This is a genomic window from Sphingobacterium sp. B29 (genome assembly GCF_001952815.1).
Classification (GTDB): domain Bacteria; phylum Bacteroidota; class Bacteroidia; order Sphingobacteriales; family Sphingobacteriaceae; genus Sphingobacterium; species Sphingobacterium siyangense.
Genome location: NZ_CP019158.1, coordinates 6,130,345 through 6,149,756 on the forward strand (window position 1 = coordinate 6,130,345; position 19,412 = coordinate 6,149,756).

At 40.8% G+C, this 19,412-nt stretch carries 14 protein-coding genes; 10 read left to right on the top strand and 4 right to left on the bottom strand.

Annotated features, from left to right (window positions below):
• Positions 1-41: 41 nt before the first annotated feature.
• Positions 42-542 (bottom strand): thiol peroxidase, encoded by a 501-nt coding sequence (tpx, locus tag BV902_RS26160; RefSeq protein ID WP_075994399.1) that lies wholly within the window; start codon positions 540-542, stop codon positions 42-44.
• A gap of 148 nt (positions 543-690) precedes the next feature.
• Here tpx and BV902_RS26165 point away from each other — a divergent pair, with 148 nt between their 5' ends.
• The 3 genes from BV902_RS26165 (at position 691) to BV902_RS26175 (ending at position 3,838) form a co-directional block, all read left to right on the top strand.
• The gene (locus BV902_RS26165) at positions 691-1,917 is read left to right on the top strand and encodes an OmpP1/FadL family transporter (protein WP_075994400.1); all 1,227 of its coding nucleotides are present in this window, start codon (positions 691-693) and stop codon (positions 1,915-1,917) included.
• A gap of 22 nt (positions 1,918-1,939) precedes the next feature.
• Positions 1,940-3,250 (top strand): SGNH/GDSL hydrolase family protein, encoded by a 1,311-nt coding sequence (locus tag BV902_RS26170; protein WP_075994401.1) that lies wholly within the window; start codon positions 1,940-1,942, stop codon positions 3,248-3,250.
• Between the two features lie 171 nt (positions 3,251-3,421).
• Complete coding sequence (locus BV902_RS26175) at positions 3,422-3,838, top strand: OsmC family protein (protein ID WP_070570243.1); 417 nt, start codon at positions 3,422-3,424, stop codon at positions 3,836-3,838.
• A gap of 155 nt (positions 3,839-3,993) precedes the next feature.
• On the opposite strand, the gene BV902_RS26180 is transcribed toward BV902_RS26175, so the two are convergent.
• Positions 3,994-6,366, bottom strand: coding sequence for an outer membrane beta-barrel family protein (locus BV902_RS26180; RefSeq protein ID WP_075994402.1), 2,373 nt, complete (start codon positions 6,364-6,366; stop codon positions 3,994-3,996).
• Positions 6,367-6,605: 239 nt separating this feature from the next.
• Here BV902_RS26180 and BV902_RS26185 point away from each other — a divergent pair, with 239 nt between their 5' ends.
• Both BV902_RS26185 and BV902_RS26190 read left to right on the top strand, forming a co-directional pair.
• The gene (locus tag BV902_RS26185; RefSeq protein ID WP_075994403.1) at positions 6,606-7,949 is read left to right on the top strand and encodes a sensor histidine kinase; all 1,344 of its coding nucleotides are present in this window, start codon (positions 6,606-6,608) and stop codon (positions 7,947-7,949) included.
• An 83-nt stretch (positions 7,950-8,032) separates the two neighbouring features.
• A complete protein-coding gene (locus BV902_RS26190; protein ID WP_075994404.1) occupies positions 8,033-8,707 on the top strand; it encodes a response regulator transcription factor in 675 nt (224 codons plus the stop codon).
• 3 nt (positions 8,708-8,710) lie between these two features.
• On the opposite strand, the gene BV902_RS26195 is transcribed toward BV902_RS26190, so the two are convergent.
• Positions 8,711-9,766 (bottom strand): DUF2157 domain-containing protein, encoded by a 1,056-nt coding sequence (locus BV902_RS26195; RefSeq protein ID WP_070570250.1) that lies wholly within the window; start codon positions 9,764-9,766, stop codon positions 8,711-8,713.
• Positions 9,767-9,923: 157 nt separating this feature from the next.
• On the opposite strand from BV902_RS26195, the gene uvrA reads away from it, so the two are divergent.
• The 5 genes from uvrA (at position 9,924) to BV902_RS26220 (ending at position 17,652) form a co-directional block, all read left to right on the top strand.
• Positions 9,924-12,764: an excinuclease ABC subunit UvrA gene (gene uvrA / locus BV902_RS26200; protein WP_075994405.1), complete on the top strand. Its 2,841-nt coding sequence runs from the start codon at positions 9,924-9,926 to the stop codon at positions 12,762-12,764.
• 304 nt (positions 12,765-13,068) lie between these two features.
• A complete protein-coding gene (gene mutL, locus BV902_RS26205; protein WP_075994406.1) occupies positions 13,069-14,955 on the top strand; it encodes a DNA mismatch repair endonuclease MutL in 1,887 nt (628 codons plus the stop codon).
• 12 nt (positions 14,956-14,967) lie between these two features.
• Positions 14,968-15,654, top strand: a complete 687-nt coding sequence (locus BV902_RS26210) for a rhomboid family intramembrane serine protease (protein WP_075994407.1) — start codon at positions 14,968-14,970, stop codon at positions 15,652-15,654.
• A gap of 11 nt (positions 15,655-15,665) precedes the next feature.
• Complete coding sequence (locus tag BV902_RS26215; RefSeq protein WP_075994408.1) at positions 15,666-16,544, top strand: rhomboid family intramembrane serine protease; 879 nt, start codon at positions 15,666-15,668, stop codon at positions 16,542-16,544.
• Positions 16,489-17,652 (top strand): endonuclease/exonuclease/phosphatase family protein, encoded by a 1,164-nt coding sequence (locus BV902_RS26220; protein WP_237241868.1) that lies wholly within the window; start codon positions 16,489-16,491, stop codon positions 17,650-17,652. The genes BV902_RS26215 and BV902_RS26220 overlap by 56 nt, the downstream gene beginning before the upstream one ends.
• Here BV902_RS26220 and BV902_RS26225 read toward each other — a convergent pair.
• The gene (locus BV902_RS26225) at positions 17,642-19,252 is read right to left on the bottom strand and encodes a S41 family peptidase (protein ID WP_075994410.1); all 1,611 of its coding nucleotides are present in this window, start codon (positions 19,250-19,252) and stop codon (positions 17,642-17,644) included. The genes BV902_RS26220 and BV902_RS26225 overlap by 11 nt on opposite strands.
• Positions 19,253-19,412 lie beyond the last annotated feature (160 nt).

A 19,412-nucleotide genomic window follows, 5' to 3' on the forward strand; every position in this document is an offset into this window, starting at 1 on the left:
TTTGCATAAGCAAAGGCTTTTTTTATTCACTCGCATCCTTCTTAATTCAACGATGCGATCGCTGCAGCATAATTTGGCTCATCAGCAATTTCTGCGACTTGCTCTTCGTACAATACTTTTCCATTTTCATCCAATGTGATGACAACACGGCTCAATAAACCCGCCAAAGGTCCATCAGCGATAGCCAATTGATAAGCATCTGAAAAGTTTGAATCTTTATACTCTGATAATGTCACTACGTTATTTAGCCCCTCTGCTGCACAAAAGCGTCCTTGTGCAAAAGGCAAATCTTTCGATATACATAACACAATAGTGTTATCCAACTGCGATGCTTCTTTATTAAATGCACGTACGGAAGCAGCACAAGTTCCGGTATCTACACTAGGAAAAATATTTAATACAATTTTTTTTCCTTTGAAATCTGTAAGAGACTTATCGGAAAGATCGCCTGCAGTTAATTTAAAATCAGGAGCTTGCTCGCCAACCTGTGGTAAACTGCCTTTCGTGTTTACTGGATTGCCTTTAAAAGTGATTGTAGCCATATAATATGATCGTTTAATTTTTAGTATCCTTGCACTTAAAGGTACGAGCAAAAAAAATATTACACAACATTTATTAATTTTAGTCAAACATTTATTATGTTAGCATTGTATTTGAAAGAGGAATGTTAACCAAACAATAAACACTAGTATGAAGAAACTACTATTCTCAATACTTTGTGCAAGTCCGTCACTCTTGTTTGCACAAGGATCACAAGTGAATCTACAAAGTCCCAAGGCAGTGGGAATGGGAGGAGCAGGCTCTGCTTACTTTTTAGATGAATCTTCCATTTTCTATAGCCCGGGTGCTTTAGCAAAAATGGACCATAATGCTATTTCAGTTGCAGGTAATGCCGTAATGTACAAATCTGCATTTCAAGAGGTTGGAAGTACAGTTGTTTATCATACTAGAAATCAGATTTCAACTCCTTTTTCATTATTTGCCGCATTCGGCCCTAAAAATTCCTGGTGGAAAGCCGGTATTGGAGTCTACACACCTTATGGTGGAGCCGTCGATTGGGGGAAAGATTGGGTGGGTAAATTCAGTTTGGTTAGCCTTTCGCTACGTGCAATCTATATTCAGCCCACATTAAGTTTCAAACTAACTGAAAATTTTAGTGTTGGGGGTGGTTTTGTATACAACATTGGTACCGTAGACCTCGAAAATTCTGTTCCTGTATTCTATCCGGACGGTCACGCCGGATTGGCAACCTTAAAAGGAACTGGAACTGGAACGGGGTATAACGTGGGTATACATTATAACCTAGAAGACGAATTTGCCATATCGGTAAGTTACCGCTCTAAAGTCGTCACCAAACTTAAAAATGGGGATGCAAATTTTGACGTACCTGAATCCGTCGCAAGCAACTTCCCTGCGGGCAACAAATTCAGTGCTGAATTACCGCTACCATCCACATTTGCCGCAGGCATCGCCTTCCCTATTTCGGAGAAATTGAAGATGGCTCTTGATGCAACGCTCATCAACTACGACATCTATAAAGCGCTAGATTTCGATTACAAAGAAAACACGCCCGTATTGCAAGATACGCATTCACCAAAAAAATACGATAAAGCAGGATCCGTCAAAGCAGGATTGGAATATATTGCTTCCGACCGCTTGCAATTACGTATAGGTGGCGGTGTGATCGCAACACCCGTGCAACAGAGCGCCTATGTTTATCCCGAGACACCAGACAACACCAGATACTTAATATCGGGAGGTTTTACAATAAAACCATCACCAAAATTTGACGTCACAGGTTCCTTTGCGTATCAACGGATTGTGGCTCGCCAGTCAACCAACGTGGAGAGCCATCTATCAGGTACTTATGCAACAAATATTTTTGCTCCTGGTATTGGTGTAAGCTATAAATGGTAATTAACAGCCAAATTTGACTAAGATGAAAAAAAACAAACTTTATATAGCTGCGGCGTTAGCACTTTTAGCGATCGCCTCATGTAAACCGACCTTGGACGAATATACGCCTTCGGCTGGATCGCTTAATTTTTCAAAATATGTTGCCATCGGTAATTCATTGACAGCAGGATATGCCGATGGCGGACTCTACTTAGAGGGCCAAAAGGTGGCTTACCCCAATTTAATTGCGGAACAATTGAAACAAGTGGGTGGAGGTGAGTTCAAATCGCCATTTTTCAGTGAAGATCAAGCCAATGGTTCTGGCTATATTACGCTTACAGCACTTGTCAATGGACAGCCTGTGACGGCACAGGTAACCGATAAATTAGCTTATCGCTCGGCTTCACCAAAATTATTGACCAAATATACAGATCCGATCAACAACCTTGGTGTACCAGGCATGCGTATGGATATGGCTTTTGTAGCTGGGATAGGGTCGCAGGCCGGAAATATGTACTTCGAACGTTTGCTACCCGATGCAGATGCGATGAAAACATATTTTGCCTATTCAACGACGCAAAACCATACCTTCTTTAGTTTTGCTTTGGGCAATAACGATGCTTTAGGCTGGGCGACTAACGGTGGTGTGGAAGATGGACCAACATCAACATTGACCTCTACAGCGCTCTTCACGTCTTTATTGGGCAACTATGTAACGACATTAACAGCAGGAGGTCAAAAAGGCGTACTGGCCACAATTCCAGATGTAACAGCAACACCTTATTTTACGACGGTAACCCGTGCTGCTTTATTGGCAGCTGTGAATGCAACAAATCCGCCGACACCGGTAACAAATATCTACATTGCAACAAAGTCAGGTCCTCGTGCTGCTACTGATCAAGATTATTTTGTTCTCCCTTTCTCTTCAACAGGATTATTGGGGAAACCAAATGCGGCACAAATTCCGTACGGCTTACACCCACTGAATCCTGTGGAAGACAAATACGTGCTTGATGTAAGCGAAACGGCAACAGTTGTACAACGTATCAACGAGTATAATGCGGCCATCAAAGCTGCTGCGGACTCAAAAGGCCTGGCTCTAGCGGATGTACATGAGTTCTTGAATAATGTAAAAGATGGTGTTCGTATCAACGGACTAGCGGTTAGTGCAAAATATATCACTGGAAATGCTTTCTCTTTGGATGGTATCCACCTAACGCCAATTGGAAATGCCCTAATGGCCAACATCTTCATCAGTGCGATCAATTCAAAATATGGATCGAAGATCCCACAAGTTGACGTAGCAAAATATCGCGGTGTTAAACTGCCAGATACTGCCCCTGCTTCAAACTAGTTAATGATCTACATACTGACAAAAGGCAGACGAATATTCGTCTGCCTTTTTTGTATATTTGTTTAGTATAGATTGAACCGAAAGAAACTCGTATGGATTGAAAAAGGAGATGAAGTATAACCCCATCTCCCCACAGCCTAAATGAGCAAAAAAAGAATAAAATAGAATAAGATGAAAATCAAATTAAACCGTGTCAACCAAGCTGTGCATTTCGAAGCCAGCAGTGAATTATCCCCTGTCAAAGTCAACATTGATGGCTCGGAAGCTATCGGCGGTGAAGGTAAAGGTGTTCGTCCAATGGAATTGGTTTTAATGGCACTGGGTTCTTGCAGCGTCTTTGACCTCCATAGCATACTGGTAAAACAACGCCAACAAATTGACGATATCCAGGTCGAAGTAGAAGGTAAACGCCGGGAAGAAATTCCACAAGTATTTACAGATATTCACATTAATTTTTTCCTAAAAGGTGAAATTGATGAGGTAAAAGCAGCCAAAGCGGCTGAATTAGCCGTTAAAAAGTATTGCTCAGTACACGATATGCTTGCCGCTGGTGGTATTAATATCACGTATTCGTTGAAAATAAACTAAGAAAATACTTTCTGGGCATCTGATAATCCTCCACATGCGATGTGGAGGATTATTGTTTTATCCGTGTTGCATTCATTCCCATTTACCGACAGATGGAAAATATACGAAGTCAATAGAATCTGTAGCAGGATTTAACTTTACTAAGGTTAACTGATTTACAAACGATTCTGTTCTTCTGTTCTAGTGGGCTGATTACTGCTTTTGACTTTCTGATTTCCAAAATGATACCGCAGCGTCAGATTTACTTTTCTAGTATCCCGATAGTCCCTATAAAAATTATTTTGATCGCCGTACTTGGATGATATCGTCATTTTCTCTGTTTTGAAAATATCCATAAATGATAGATTTACTTCAAATTTCTTTTTAAAGAATTTTCGATTTGTCATCACATAGGTACTTGAATACCCTGTAATATGAAATGGCCCCTGTATCGTGGGCGATGTAAATGTATTACCCAGTTCAAGGTTCCAACCGGCATCCTTATTCAGCACATAGTTGGTGCTTACGTTTCCGTTGCCGATATACACATCATTCTTGTGCAATACGTCATCAGTACCCATAAAGTAATTCTGGTTATACATCCCCTCTAGCTGCAGATTCAATCCCCAGCGCCCGGTCAGCTGAAAACTCTTTCCTAAGTCTATCCCTGCCCCTTGTCCTTTCTTGATATTGGTATATTGGAAAATAAGTTGGTGATTGTTGTTATCTTGGCGGGAAATTTCCATATTGGGCCACTTTTCAAATCGGTAGAAGAGATCGATATTCCAGTTGTTTTTTGTCCAGGTCAGATTCAGGTTATGAACGATCGTCGCCCTTAAACGTGGGTCTCCCTGAAAATAAGAAAAACGATTGTAATAAGATTTTGCGGGATTAAGCCAAGAGTAAGAAGGTCGGCTGATACGCTTCCCATAGGAAAAACCAAACTGCTGATCGTCAGTCAAGGCATATTGCATGTAAAATGTCGGAAAGAGCACAAAATAATCACGCTTATTGATATCAGCTGGTTCGGATACAATACCTTCCAAATCGGTATATTCTCCCCTTAAACCTGCTTTCCAGCTCCATTTTTTCCAGGCATAGTCCAATGAGCCATACAAAGCCACATTACGTTCTTTGTAATCAAACACACTACTCTTATCAGGCCTTTGCTCGAGCTCTCCTGATTCATCATCAAAGAAAGCAAGGGTACTCGTCGTTTTCACATCGCTAAATTTTCCACCAAACTCCATCCCCAGCTTCTTTATTTTTCCGGTGAAATCTATCTGGGAAGAAAAAAGCCGATTTTTATTTCCATTATTACTAATAAATCGGGTATCTGTCGGTTCCTCCCCCTTAAATCGCAGCTCTGTCAGTACATCCTGATCATTTGTCGAATGATTGTCAGTGAAGTAGGATGACCAATTTATGCTCCACCTGGAATTAAGCTTCTTTGTTACCTGAAGGTAGAGGTTATTCGTTTTTGTCGATCGTTGATGATCATTGGTGGTAAAATAACTGGACTCCTGTACATGATTTTTATCGTATATAATGGTGGGCACCTCATAAATACCATAGGTTTTCGGTCCGTAATATCCATTTAGTCCAGCATTAACCGTCCAGGTTGTATCGGGTGTATAGTCTATCGAAAACACATAGCTGTTCTGACTGTTATTGGTATCAAATCGATCCATGACACCTTCCCATGAGGTTTGCTCATTTGGATAATAAACATAATTCGTTTCATAGCGTGCGTAAGTCCCTCGTCCGAAATTATACGTACCTCGAAGATTGAATTTTTCATTTTTATAATACTGGGTTAGTCCAAACAGTTGCTTCCAGGTACTGCTTTTTTCGGCCAATGCAACCACCGTGCCTCTATAGCCATATAGGTTGGATTTGGAAAGTTTAATATTGATAATCGTACTTCCCTCAGCTTCATATTTTGCAGGTGGATTGGTAATAACCTCTATCGATTGCACGTCGCTACCTGCTGTATTCTCCAGATAGGTTTTCAGTTCGTCCCCCGTGAGCATCACTTTTCGGTCATTAATGAGGACAACAATATTTTTGTTTCCACGGACCATTAAATCCGCACCATTCACCATCACCAATGGCGTACGCTTCAAAATATCCCAGCTATTCAGTGCTGAAAGATTGGAATTCTGAACGTTGAACTCTAAGCGATCCAACTTACGGATCAATCGGGGAGCTCGACCCACGACCTGCGCTTCTTCAAGTACCTTTGCTTCGGGAATAAGTTCAAGTAACAAAGGGCGTGAAATGGTATCGCTGCGAAAAAAAAGTTCCTGAGACTTGAAGTTCAGATAGCTTGTCCGTAGATAGTATCCACTAGGATGATCCAGCGTAAGTAAGAATTTTCCAAAATGGTCAGTCTTTACTTCACGGATCTCTTGATAGTTGCTATCCAATAGCATAACAGTCGCTCCCGCCAGCACAATTTTGTTTGCATCCTGTACTTGTCCCCCGATTTGCTTGGTCTGTGCCGAAAGCAACAAGGGGAAAGCCAGAAAAAATAGGATCAATTTCATGTACAAATAAATAGTATTTTAATAGTAGTATAGCTTATCCGCATTATTCTATTTGTTAGAATTTATGTTTTGTAATACGTAGGCCAGTTTGTGGTCATACCTATTTGACAATCGCGGCCATTTCATACGCTGATATTCTATGCTTCAAAAGTGTCTATAGTGACGGCAAATAATGGTTAATAAAGGGTTAATACTGGGTTAAGGTATATTATCTTAGCCCTCAGCAGTTATATTTGTGTATGGAATTGAAACCCAAAAGTTATATCGTCCTCTTCGCGTTATTTTTTGCCGTACTTATTGGCATACAGGGGTATCAATTGTACAATACTTATCAGCTCAAACAGCGTGATATTTTTGCCACTGTGAAAAGCAAGCTGGGCAAGCTTCATGACAACGACAAGCTTTTTGATGATGATTTAATGAGCAAAGACATTGCTAGAGATTACTACATCAAATTGGTTAAACATGAGATAACGGCCGAAAAATTAAAGGAGTTATACCATGCAAACGCCCATAAAACATCCCAAAGGCTCACGCGATATGTCGACAGCTTATTTCAACCCTTGGGAATGGATGTCATCCTGAAAAAGGAAATTTTGGGTATTTACTTCAAGAACCTAGAAAAACAAATCGCAGCGGGGCCTATCACTGTCTACATAACAAATGGAACGTTTCGTCAACCCGTAGAACTCTCTTCAAGCGAATGGATAACAGAAAAAACAGAAACACAGAAAATCAAAGACAGTATCCAAAGCCGAGAGATCTTGTACACCTTTTTTGTACATCGGAAAACTTCCTTTGAGGTAACGAATCTCAACTGGATATTGTTCAAAGAACTTACTTCGCTCCTATTGAGCACCTTATTTATTCTAGCCGCTTTTCTTTGGCTTTTTTATAGAACCATTCAGAATCTCCGAAAACAGCAGAAACAGATCACCGTACTGCACGATGTCGTCGACAATATTTCACATGAACTCAAAACACCTATTGCAACCCTGAAGATTGCCGCTAAAACACTTCGAAAATCAACAGACGAAAACATTATAACGGTTATTGAGCGACAAGTAAATCGCTTGGAACAGACAATTGATCCCCTTAACGAGAACCTTCAAACAACTGATCAGCCTCCTGTTACCAGAGCAGAACTTCAAGCTATTTTCGACGATTTTCAATTGACCAATCCGGCTATCGCATTCCAATTAAGTCCTTTGCCTGACGGCAAACTATGCCTGAGCCCAAATGATGCGACAACATTATTTCAGAACCTGATGAACAATGCCGTAAAATATGGTGCAACTTGGATTGATATCTTTTTTGAGGATCAAAAAGGTAAACTCTCGGTTTATATACAGGATAACGGTTATGGCATGGAGGAGTCCGAGCTACCCTATATTTTCGACAAGTTTTACCGTATCCAAAAAGACAATGTTCACGACACCAAAGGCCTGGGAATCGGCCTTTTCCTTGTAAAAAAAATCGTCGATCGTTATCACGGACAGCTTACTGTAACCAGCGAACCCAATGTCGGGACTACGTTTAAAATCCAGCTGCCGCATACGCTTGTTCCATCATCGGAAATATGACCAAAAACAAGGATAAGCTGTGAAAAGACAATAGGCGGCCATAGACTAAAGCATTTATATTAACTCAACTACTGAAAACAAAAATGAATAAAATATTACTCGTTGAAGATGATCCAGATTTTGGTTATATGCTTAAGCAGTACCTTGAGCTATCCACATTTGCCATAGACTGGATAGCGCAGCCCAATGATCTGACGGAAAATTTCCAGCTGCTAGCCGATTACGATCTGGTTATACTGGATGTTATGCTTCCTCAAATCAGTGGTTTTAGCCTCGCCAAAGAAATCAATGCACTATACCCTGCTTTACCCTTTATCTTCTTAACAGCAAAGGAGCAAAAAATAGATAAGCTCACGGGACTAAAAATCGGTGCAGATGATTATGTCACTAAACCTTGTGATCCCGAGGAACTATTGCTTCGCATACAAAATATATTAAAGCGGAATCAGAAAAATAGTACTCCAAAATCGATCGCCATCGGGAGCTATCTATTCCATCCTGAACAATTATTATTAAGCCATACTTTGGAACAATTTAAGCTCACTGAACGTGAAGCACAACTTCTCCTCTTTCTATGGCAACACAATGGTCAGCTTGTCACACGTGAAGAAATCCTTGAAAAGGTATGGGGAACTGCAGATTTCTTTACAGGAAGGAGCATGGATGTCTTTATTACCCGAATCCGCAAATATTTAAGTCTGGATCCCAATCTGAGCATCAGTTCGAATAGAGGTGTCGGATTTACGATTCAATTTTAAGAGTTATCCAGCAATCTCTTCCTTCCGTTTGTTCCATAATTTCTCTGCCCAACGGCCGACAAACCAAAAGGACACGGCCAAAATTAAAAAGAACACTGCTCTATTGATATTATCCCAGAGATACTCGACATAGCGGGTATAGATATTGAGCACTAAAAATACAAAGCCTACTTCTCTGCTGACGTTATCTTTCGCTTTTAAGCCGTAGACAACCAGGAATACCGACACGGCAGTGGATAAAATACCCCAGTAGAACATATGGTATTGACGTACAGTCGTCCATTCATAGAAATCAGCATAATTTCCAAAAATAGAAAGGGTCCACAAGGATACCATCAGATAGATCAATCCGACAATATAACTGATGGGCTGAAAGATTTGTAGCCGTTCAAACCTGGGTTGAACCCAAACAGCCAACGCGGTTATCAGTGCCCCAAAAATGGTAAAACGCAGCGGATAGTTCATCCCCCAAAACTTAAATCCCCAATTGCTATGGTAGGCGGTCTCGGTCGCAAACCATACGCCCAAGGCCAAAAGCATAAACGTCCAAATCAGCTTACTCTCGAGCTTAACGGCAAGAAAGCCATAAATCGCCACGGAGAGTAAAAATAACAGGGAATAGTGCATCGTATCTTTATCCAATACTTTACCCATAAACCCGATACAGGCCGCAGTTCCGAAAACCCCAATCAGCATCATGGTTTCCGTGGATAGATTTTTATAAGGATAGCGTTTCTTATACCGAAAACCCAGCGTATAGAATAATACAGCCACGGCAGCGAAAAAGAAGCAAAATAGGATATTAGGTGCTTCGTAGAGGGTATCCACAAAGGCCAAGAATGATGCATCTGTAAACAACGAAAAAACAGCGAAGACCAGAGATGCCAAGGCAATCCAAAAGGCATATCTAGCCAGTTGTCCCCAATCAAAACTTTTCACGTCTAAACTATCCATCAGCTCGTTCGCTTTTTGTTCATCCAATAAGTTCTCTTTCTTCCAAAATTGGACAATATCGTCGATCGATTGTTTCTCTTGTTTGCTGACGTCGTATTTTCGCATAAATTTAGATTTACTGTGCAAGGTACATTATTTTTTTAAATCACTTGTATATCACATTTTGTTCCAAAAGTCAGATAGGCTCGCATAATTCCTTTAAAATCTGTAATTTTGCATGTTTTGCATTTAATCCCTCACACGGGGACCTTAAGGAGTTTTCATGGCAGTAAAAAGAAGCCCAGATTTGGGCGAACAAAGTGAAGTTCAGGTATTTGGAGCGCGTGCGCATAATCTAAAAAATATAGATGTTTCTTTTCCGAGAAATGAATTGGTTGTTATCACAGGTTTAAGTGGCAGCGGAAAGTCTTCCTTGGCTTTTGACACCATTTATGCCGAAGGACAACGTCGGTATATGGAGACATTCAGTGCCTACAGCCGTCAGTTTTTGGGTGGCATGGAACGTCCGGATGTGGACAAGATATCGGGCTTAAGCCCAGTGATCTCCATTGAGCAGAAAACCACCAGCAAAAACCCGAGGTCCACTGTTGGAACCATTACTGAGGTGTATGATTTTATGCGTCTACTATTTGCCCGAGCAGGAGAAGCTTTCTCCTATGTGACCGGGAAGAAAATGGAGCGTATGTCGGACGATCAGGTTATCGAACGGATTTTGACTGAGTTTGAAGGACAGTCCCTGAACATCCTGGCACCAGTGGTTAAGGGACGTAAAGGCCACTACCGTGAGTTGTTTGAACAAATCCGTAAGCAAGGTTATGTGAAGGTACGTGTGGATGGAGAAATATTGGACCTTGTTCCAAAAATGCAGGTCGACCGCTACAAAATACACGATATTGAAATCGTCGTAGATCGTCTGAAAGTAGAGCGTGAAGATAAAAAGCGCTTACAAACTTCCGTGATGCAGGCGATGAAAACAGCGAAAGGTATCATCAAGGTCTCCACGAAAGATAATCAGGAGCAATTCTATAGCCGTTATCTCATGGATGCCGAATCGGGGATCTCTTATGATGAGCCACAGCCAAATACCTTCTCATTCAATTCCCCATACGGTGCGTGTCCTACATGTGATGGTTTGGGCTATATTTTTGAAATTGATAAGAATGCCGTTATCCCGGATAAAAAACTAAGTATTCAAAAAGGTGGTTTGGCCCCTTTGGGACCTACCCGGGAAAATTGGACTTCGGAAGTATTGAAAGCTGTCGCAAAAAAATTAGATTTTACCATTACGACACCGCTTGAAAAACTAACTGAAGAACAGATTGACCAGCTTTTATTTGGCAATAAGGAAGAGCCTATCGTTGTCACTGTATCTTATGGAAGTTATGGCACGCGTGAATATCGTGTTGAATTTGAAGGAATCTTTAAGATGCTGGAAGAGTTTTCGGGAAAATCATCGGATGAGGCGCCTTCTTTAGATGACTTCAGAACGAAAGTGACCTGTCCAACCTGTGCGGGAGCACGTCTGAAAAAAGAATCTTTACATTTTAAAATTGCGGATAAAAACATCCATGAGCTCTCAACGATGGACATTACATCCATCAAAGAATGGTTTGATCAGGTAGAAAGCAAACTTGATGAACGCCAGCTCATTATTGCAACAGAGATATTAAAGGAAATCCGTGCACGTTTAGGCTTCCTGCTGGATGTCGGCCTAAATTACTTGACTTTAGACCGTACAGCTAAAACACTTTCAGGTGGTGAAGCACAGCGGATCCGTCTGGCCACACAGATTGGTTCCCAACTGGTGAATGTACTTTATATTCTGGATGAACCGAGTATTGGGCTCCATCAGCGGGATAATGAACGTTTGATCAATGCGCTTAAAAACCTACGCGATATTGGCAATTCGGTCCTTGTTGTAGAACATGATAAAGACATGATCCTACATGCCGACCATGTGATCGACATGGGACCTGCTGCAGGCGTTCATGGTGGGACTGTGGTTGCCGAAGGTACACCAACAGAAATCCTAAAATCAAACTCTTTAACAGCAGCTTACCTCAACGGGACAAAAGAGGTTAAGATTCCTGAGAAACGCCGTGAGGGCAATGGAAAAACATTGTCATTACATGGAGCAACCGGACATAACTTAAAAAATCTGTCTGTCTCTTTTCCATTAGGAAAACTCATTGTTGTATCGGGTGTTTCAGGTTCGGGTAAATCAAGCCTAATCACAGGTACTTTATACCCGATTTTGAATAAACATTTTTTCAGAGCCAAAGCAATTCCACTGCCTTTCAAAAAAATTGAAGGGTTAGAACATATTGACAAAGTCATCGAGATCGACCAGAGTCCTATCGGCCGTACACCACGGTCCAACCCTTCGACCTATACCGGTGTATTTTCAGACATCAGAACCTTGTTTGTTCAACTTCCAGAAGCTAAGATCAGAGGCTATAAACCAGGAAGATTTTCCTTTAACGTCAAAGGTGGTCGTTGTGAAACCTGTCAGGGAGCCGGGCTGAAAGTCATCGAAATGAATTTCCTTCCCGATGTACAGGTTCCTTGTGAAACATGTCACGGAAAACGCTACAACCGAGAAACTTTAGAGGTACGCTACAAAGGAAAATCCATTTCCGATGTACTTGATATGAGCATCAACGATGCTGTGGATTTCTTCGAAAATGTACCGAGTATTTACCGAAAGATCAAAACACTGCAGGATGTAGGTTTGGGTTATATCACCTTAGGACAGTCCTCGACAACCTTATCCGGAGGTGAGGCACAACGGGTAAAATTGGCTACTGAACTTTCTAAAAAAGACACTGGAAATACATTCTATATCCTTGATGAACCGACAACAGGTCTTCACTTTGAAGATGTCAATGTCCTTATGGGCGTTATCAATCGTCTGGTCGGGCGCGGGAATACCATTTTGATTATTGAGCATAACCTTGATGTCGTTAAATCGGCCGATTGGGTCATTGATATCGGTCCCGAAGGTGGCAAAGACGGTGGGCAGGTTCTATTTGAAGGAACACCTGAAAACTTAATTAAAAATAATAAAAGCGAAACAGCACGTTTCTTAAAACTGGAAATGTAATGCCTATGAAGCGGCAGTCGCGAAGTATTATGTTTCACGGCTGCTGTTTGCCCGGGATGGCTCGGTTATTGCGCAGGAATGTTTTCCAACTCCTTGGGCTTTGTCTTACAGGGGCAATAGATATCGCACACTGACTTTGACGGCCGAGGAATAGGACACAACTATTTATCAATGCCATCCATTTTTCATTTGTATAAATGAACACATTAAAGGTTTTTGCTTTTAAAGAACATATGGAATGTCCAGTTGATTTTCATCAGTGTTTATACGCTGTAAATATGGATATTTCTTAACTTTGTATTATATGTCGGATATTATTCAATTACTTCCAGATAATGTTGCTAATCAGATTGCGGCGGGAGAAGTGGTGCAGCGACCAGCGTCTGCCATTAAAGAATTGATTGAGAATGCTATTGATGCTGGAGCTGACAAAATAAAACTTATTGTTAAAGATGCAGGCAAGTCATTGATCCAGGTCATTGACAATGGCTGTGGAATGAGCGTAACTGATGCTCGTCTTTGTTTTGAACGTCACGCAACATCGAAAATTCGTAAGGCTGAAGACTTATTCGCTATCCGCACAATGGGTTTCCGTGGTGAAGCAATGGCTTCCATTGCTGCGATTGCACAGGTAGAGCTCAAAACACGCCGCATTGAAGATGAACTGGGTACAGTTGTTGAGATAGAGGGATCAAAAGTTGTCAACCAATACCCGGAAGCTGTTGCTGCCGGAACAAATATTTTAGTTAAAAATCTATTTTACAATATTCCTGCGCGAAGGAACTTTCTAAAGAGTAACTCCGTAGAAATGCGTCATATTATTGATGAATTTCAACGTATTGCCTTATCAAATCCACAGATTTTCCTAACCCTACATAGCGACGGAAATGAGATCTACCATTTGCCGGCTGAGACGCTGAAACAACGTATTGTCCATATTTTTGGCAACAATTACAATCAGCGACTTGTCCCGGTGGAAGAAGATACGTCAATCATCAAGGTAGAAGGTTTTGTTGGGAAACCTGAATTTGCAAAAAAAACACGTGGTGAACAGTTTTTCTTTGTCAACAAACGCTTTGTACGTGATCCATACCTGCACCATGCAGTCATGAATGCTTATGAAGATATTTTACAGGCCGAAACATTCCCTTTCTATGTCTTATTTATCGACATAGATCCTGCACGCATCGATATCAACGTACACCCTACCAAGACCGAAATTAAGTATGAAGACGATAAGGCTATTTACGCCATTATCCGTTCAGCCGTAAAAAGATCGTTGGGACGATACAATATCATGCCATCTTTGGATTTTGAACAGGAAACAAGCTTCACCAATCTTATTACAAAAAAGGCATTGGATGAAATTATCGTTCCAACGGTAACTTTTAATCCAGACTTCAATCCATTTGATACAGACAAATCAAAATCTGGCTCGAGCTACACGCGCTCAGAAAGCTATGCTGAAGGACTCAGTAAGAAAACAGGTGGCATACCCAGCAATTGGGATTCCCTGTACCAAATCGTCGAAAAGGAGGAATCTGTTCAGCTGCCATTGCATGCGGAGCCGGAATTGCATACGGATAGCTCACAGGTCATTCAGGTCGAAGATAAGTCATCCTCAAAGCTCTTTTTTCAGCTCCATAATAAATATATTGTCTCTCAGATTCACTCTGGATTTATTCTAATCGATCAACAGGCTGCACATGAGCGTATTCTCTTTGAGCAATTTCTTGCGCAACTGGACCAACATAAAGGTCTGAGTCAACAAAGTTTGTTTCCACAGACTTTGGACCTAAATGCTGCCGATAATGAATTAATGAAAGACCTTCTTGAGGACATCAATGGCTTAGGCTTTCAAATTCGTGAATTTGGAAAAAATTCCTATATTATTGACGGAATTCCTGCAGACTTAGGGACAGGATTCGACGAAATAAAGATGATTGAGAAAATATTGGAGGATTACAAAAACAATCAATCTGAGTATAAGCTCGCTAAGCGCGAAAATCTTGCAAAAAGCCTGGCCCGTAATGCGGCCATTAAACCTGGTACCGCGTTGGACAATACAGCAATGGCAGAGCTTGTAGACAGACTGTTTGCTTGTCACTCACCCAATATCTCCATCTATGGCAATCCTGTAATTGTAACATTTACATTGCAAGAATTGGCGGAAAAATTTGGCAAAAATTAGAAGATAAAATATATGTTTCCACAACTGACACCTGTTATCAAGAATTTATTGATCATCAATATCATATTTTATATTGGATCACAACTTGTACCTGTAGCATATGATTATCTTGCGGTCTATTATCCGGACTCCCCTTATTTTAAAATCTGGCAGGTGATCACGCATATGTTTATGCACGACAAGAACAATATTACCCATATTTTCTTCAATATGTTTTCCCTGGTCATGTTCGGTCCTATGATTGAGCAGGTCCTTGGTTCAAAACGTTTTTTAAATTTCTACCTGGTTTCGGGAATCGGTGCCTGGTTTCTTTATACAGCTGTAAATGGTATACAACTCTATAATGCGACAGGTTCTTTCGCTCCACTTCACGGCTTAAGCGGAAACGAACTTATTGCGATGGCCAATACCGGAAATAATGAAGCCCTAACTTACCTCATTCCGATGTTGGGGGCCTCAGGAGCGATTTATGGTGTTCTATTGGCATTTGCCTACCTTTTTCCAAACATACCGCTTCAATTTTTGTTTATTCCTGTACCAGTCAAAGCAAAGTATATGATCGGTGGATTTATCCTCATCGAAATTTACATGAGCTTGTCTAGACCAGGAGATTCTGTGGCTCACCTGGCGCATGTCGGTGGTGCACTATTTGGCTATCTACTGCTTAAACTGTGGAAGATTAGAAAAGGAATTTATTAATATCGTGCGCAATGAATAACATCGGTTTAAAAGATTTTTGGAGACAAACCTATAAAACTGGCTCGCCCGTACCTTTGGTGATCAGTATTCAGGTCTGTTTATTTGTCCTCATTTATTTTTTAGATCTACTCTTCGAATTAAAAATTGTACCACAAAGCTTTTTGGAGCCTATTGTACGTCGATTGAGTTTACCGAGTAATTTCTCAGCATTTATCGCACAACCTTGGTCATTAATCACATCAAATTTCGTTTACGTCAAGCTTCTGACCATACTTTTTGATAGTCTTTGGCTCTATTGGGTTGGTCAGATCTTTTTTACCTTCTTAAACAAACGGCAATTTCTATTTGTTTATATTGCTTCTTGGTTGCTCGGCAGCCTTCTTTATGTGGGCTTTGGGTCACTTATTCCCGTTTCTGACAGCGTTCAGCTCATGGGCGGCTCTCTCCCGTTGGCAGCAGTATTAGCCGCGATTGTGACTTTGGTTCCCAAGTACGAATTACGCTTTCTCCTTATTGGTACTGTTAAGCTAAAATTAGTGGCTATTATTTATTTTGGATTCGAATTCCTTACCCTTACGATGACCAATCGACCTGCTGCCATTTCGTATTTTGCAGTTATACTTTTTGGAATGGGATTCACTTATGCGCTAAAATCGGGAATGGACTGGTCTACGATTTTTCAGAAAAAACAACAGAAGCCTGCAAAAATGAAAGTCGTTGTAGGTAACAATATTCCGACAAATCGGAAACATCGTTATGACTTACCCAATCAGGACGAAATCGATGCTATCTTAGATAAAATTTCTGTTTCTGGCTACGACAGTCTAACGAACCATGAAAAAGAAACGCTCTTTAGGGCAAGCAATAGTGGTGACAAGGTTGATGGATAAAAGGACATTTTTAAGAAGAAAACTGGGCTTTATAAGTAAAACAATGTTCCTGGCAAATATGCTTGCGATCGTTGCATTACTTATGAGCTATTCGGCGACCTTCATTAATCCCAAATCCTTTTGGCCAATTGCATTTATGGGCCTGGGCTACCTTCCAATTCTCCTTATCAATATTGGATTTATCTTTTACTGGCTACTCCGCAAACGAAAAATTGCACTTTATTCACTCGTGACAATCCTCATTGGATGGCCTTTTTTAACTAAACATTGGAACATTCGAAAAGAGAATGCCCCTGTATCCTCCGAGACACGTACCCTTCGCATCATGACCTTCAATGCTCATTTGTTCAAAAAAGTAAACGATGAGAAAAAAAACTTTAAAGCCGACGTTGTCCGAATTATTGACAGCATATCTCCCGATGTGATCTGCTTTCAGGAATATATTAGCAAGATTAAAGGAAAACATGTGTTCTCCGAGGAATTCAAAGATAAACTGGGCTATGATTATTTTTTCTTTGAGCCTAGTTCTAAAAACGATTACGAGGCTTATGGAATGGCTGTCCTATCCCGCTTCCCAATTTATGATTCAGGTACCATCAGAGACAACGATTACGGAATCAACCGGATTAGTTATGTAGATATCAAAAAACAGGATACACTGATTCGTATCTATAATATACATCTCCGTTCTTTTGCGCTTCAAAATGAAGACAAGGAATTTATCCAAAATCTGTCGAATAATAATGAATCGGATAATTCGAGGACACGTAAATTGAGCCGTAAACTTAAGAATGCCTTCGAGCTTCGTAGCGAACAGGCGCATTCGTTAAAGAAACACATGAATGAATGTCAATATCCTTATATTGCGGTAGGTGATTTCAATGATACGCCAATGAGCTACTCGGTCAATCTAATTGGAGACAGGCTGTATAATGCATTTAAGGAGAAAGGTAATGGCTGGGGAGTAACCCATCATGCCCTGCTTCCGATATTCCAGATCGATTATATTTTTGCCAGCCTGAAATTTCAGGTGATGAACTATCAGATTGTCAAACAGAAATTGTCGGATCATTATCCTGTATGGTCTGATCTTAGACTTAAACCTTAGGCATTTGATAGCCCAACGTTTTAAGACCTATTTCAATAAATTTATCTCTTCGGTTTTTGATTTTGTAATACGCTTCACGACCAAAATAATACCGACCTACCAAGGCCTCGATATCGGATTGAATTAAATCATGTAAGTTTTTTGCTTCTTTGGCTGTGACCGCGATCCGCTTTTGGCTATTAAGATATGAAATGAATAGATCAAATTCTGTTGCGGGCAAGTGATAGCCACTAATAAAATTTTCGATAGAATATGCCGGCAGATGTTTCGTGAAACGATCATAAACAAACTCTTCGATCGCATTGGAATGAAATATCTCGCGGTACTTGGCACTGGTTTCATTGGTGTCAATCGGGATAGTCACGTCCGGAAGAATACCGCCACCACCGAAGACAAGCTTTCCTTTACTGGTTGTAAACATTTCCTTTTGACTGAATTCGGTATCCATTGTCCATAGATCGAAGCCTGTCATGTATTTTGCCGCATCAAAATTTGCCCGTGCATATTTTCGCTGAATACACCTTCCAAGCGGTGTATAGTAGCGAGCAACAGTCAGGTTGATTGCAGAACCGTCTGAAAAATCAAACTGCTCTTGTACCAAACCTTTGCCATAGGATCTGCGACCGACAATAGTTGCCCGATCCAAATCCTGAAGAGCACCGCTCAGTATTTCGCTCGCTGATGCTGTGCTTTCATTGATCAGCACAATGACCCGGCCATCACCAAAATCGCCCGCCTTCTCAGAATAGAAATCCTGGCGTAGTTCATTCGCACCCTCGGTATACATCAACAGTCTCTTTTCTTTGAAAAATTGACCAGCCAGATCAATTGCCGTATGTACAAATCCGCCACCATTATTACGTAGGTCCAAAATAAGATCTTGAGCTCCGCTTTTTCGTAAGTCAATGAGTGACTGCCGGAATTCATCTGCTGTCTTATGTCCAAATCTTCGAATTTTCACATAAGCTGTTTTCGGAGCGATCATATACGATGCATCTAAACTCGAAACATTTACCTGATCACGAATGACTTTTATTGGATTGCCCAATACTACTCCATTGCGTTGAATGGAGATCAATACAGCTGTCCCCTTCTTTCCGCGGATCAGTTTTTCAATTTCGGATTCCGCAACCTTTCTTCCGACAAGATCCTTATTTCCGATCTTTAAAATGCGATCGCCAATACGCATACCTGCTTTTTCAGCGGGACCAGCTGCAACCATCCCAACAACAAGTAGCGTATCTTTCAGGCGAAAGTACTCTACTCCGATACCATCAAATGTTCCCTCAAGCGTTTCCTGCTTTGCTAGCACTTGATTGGGTTTCAAAAAGGTGGAAAAAGGATCCAGGCGGGAAACAACATGCTCAATGGCTTCATCCTGCACGGTGTCTATACTGACATTGTCGACGTAATTCTCGGAAATTAATTGAATGAGATATTGTAATTTATCGGAATTGCCATTGGAGCGCAAACTTGAAAAGGTGGTTTTCTGGTTACTTCCCTGCTCCTCGGCATAATTTTGTCCCAACAGCAAGCCGAGAAGCAATACTGCAGCATATGTAGCGGCTACAAAAATATTTCGTTTAATACTTTTCTGCATGGGAAATCTTCATGAATTACCGAAGATGAGACAAACTATTCAACAATTAATTACTTTATCAAAAATAGCAAGTTTATTCGGTTAAACGAGTTTTTGAACCCATATTTTTACATTAAAAACAAAAAATTCACGACCTTGTTTTGGCCAGCAAACAAAGCTG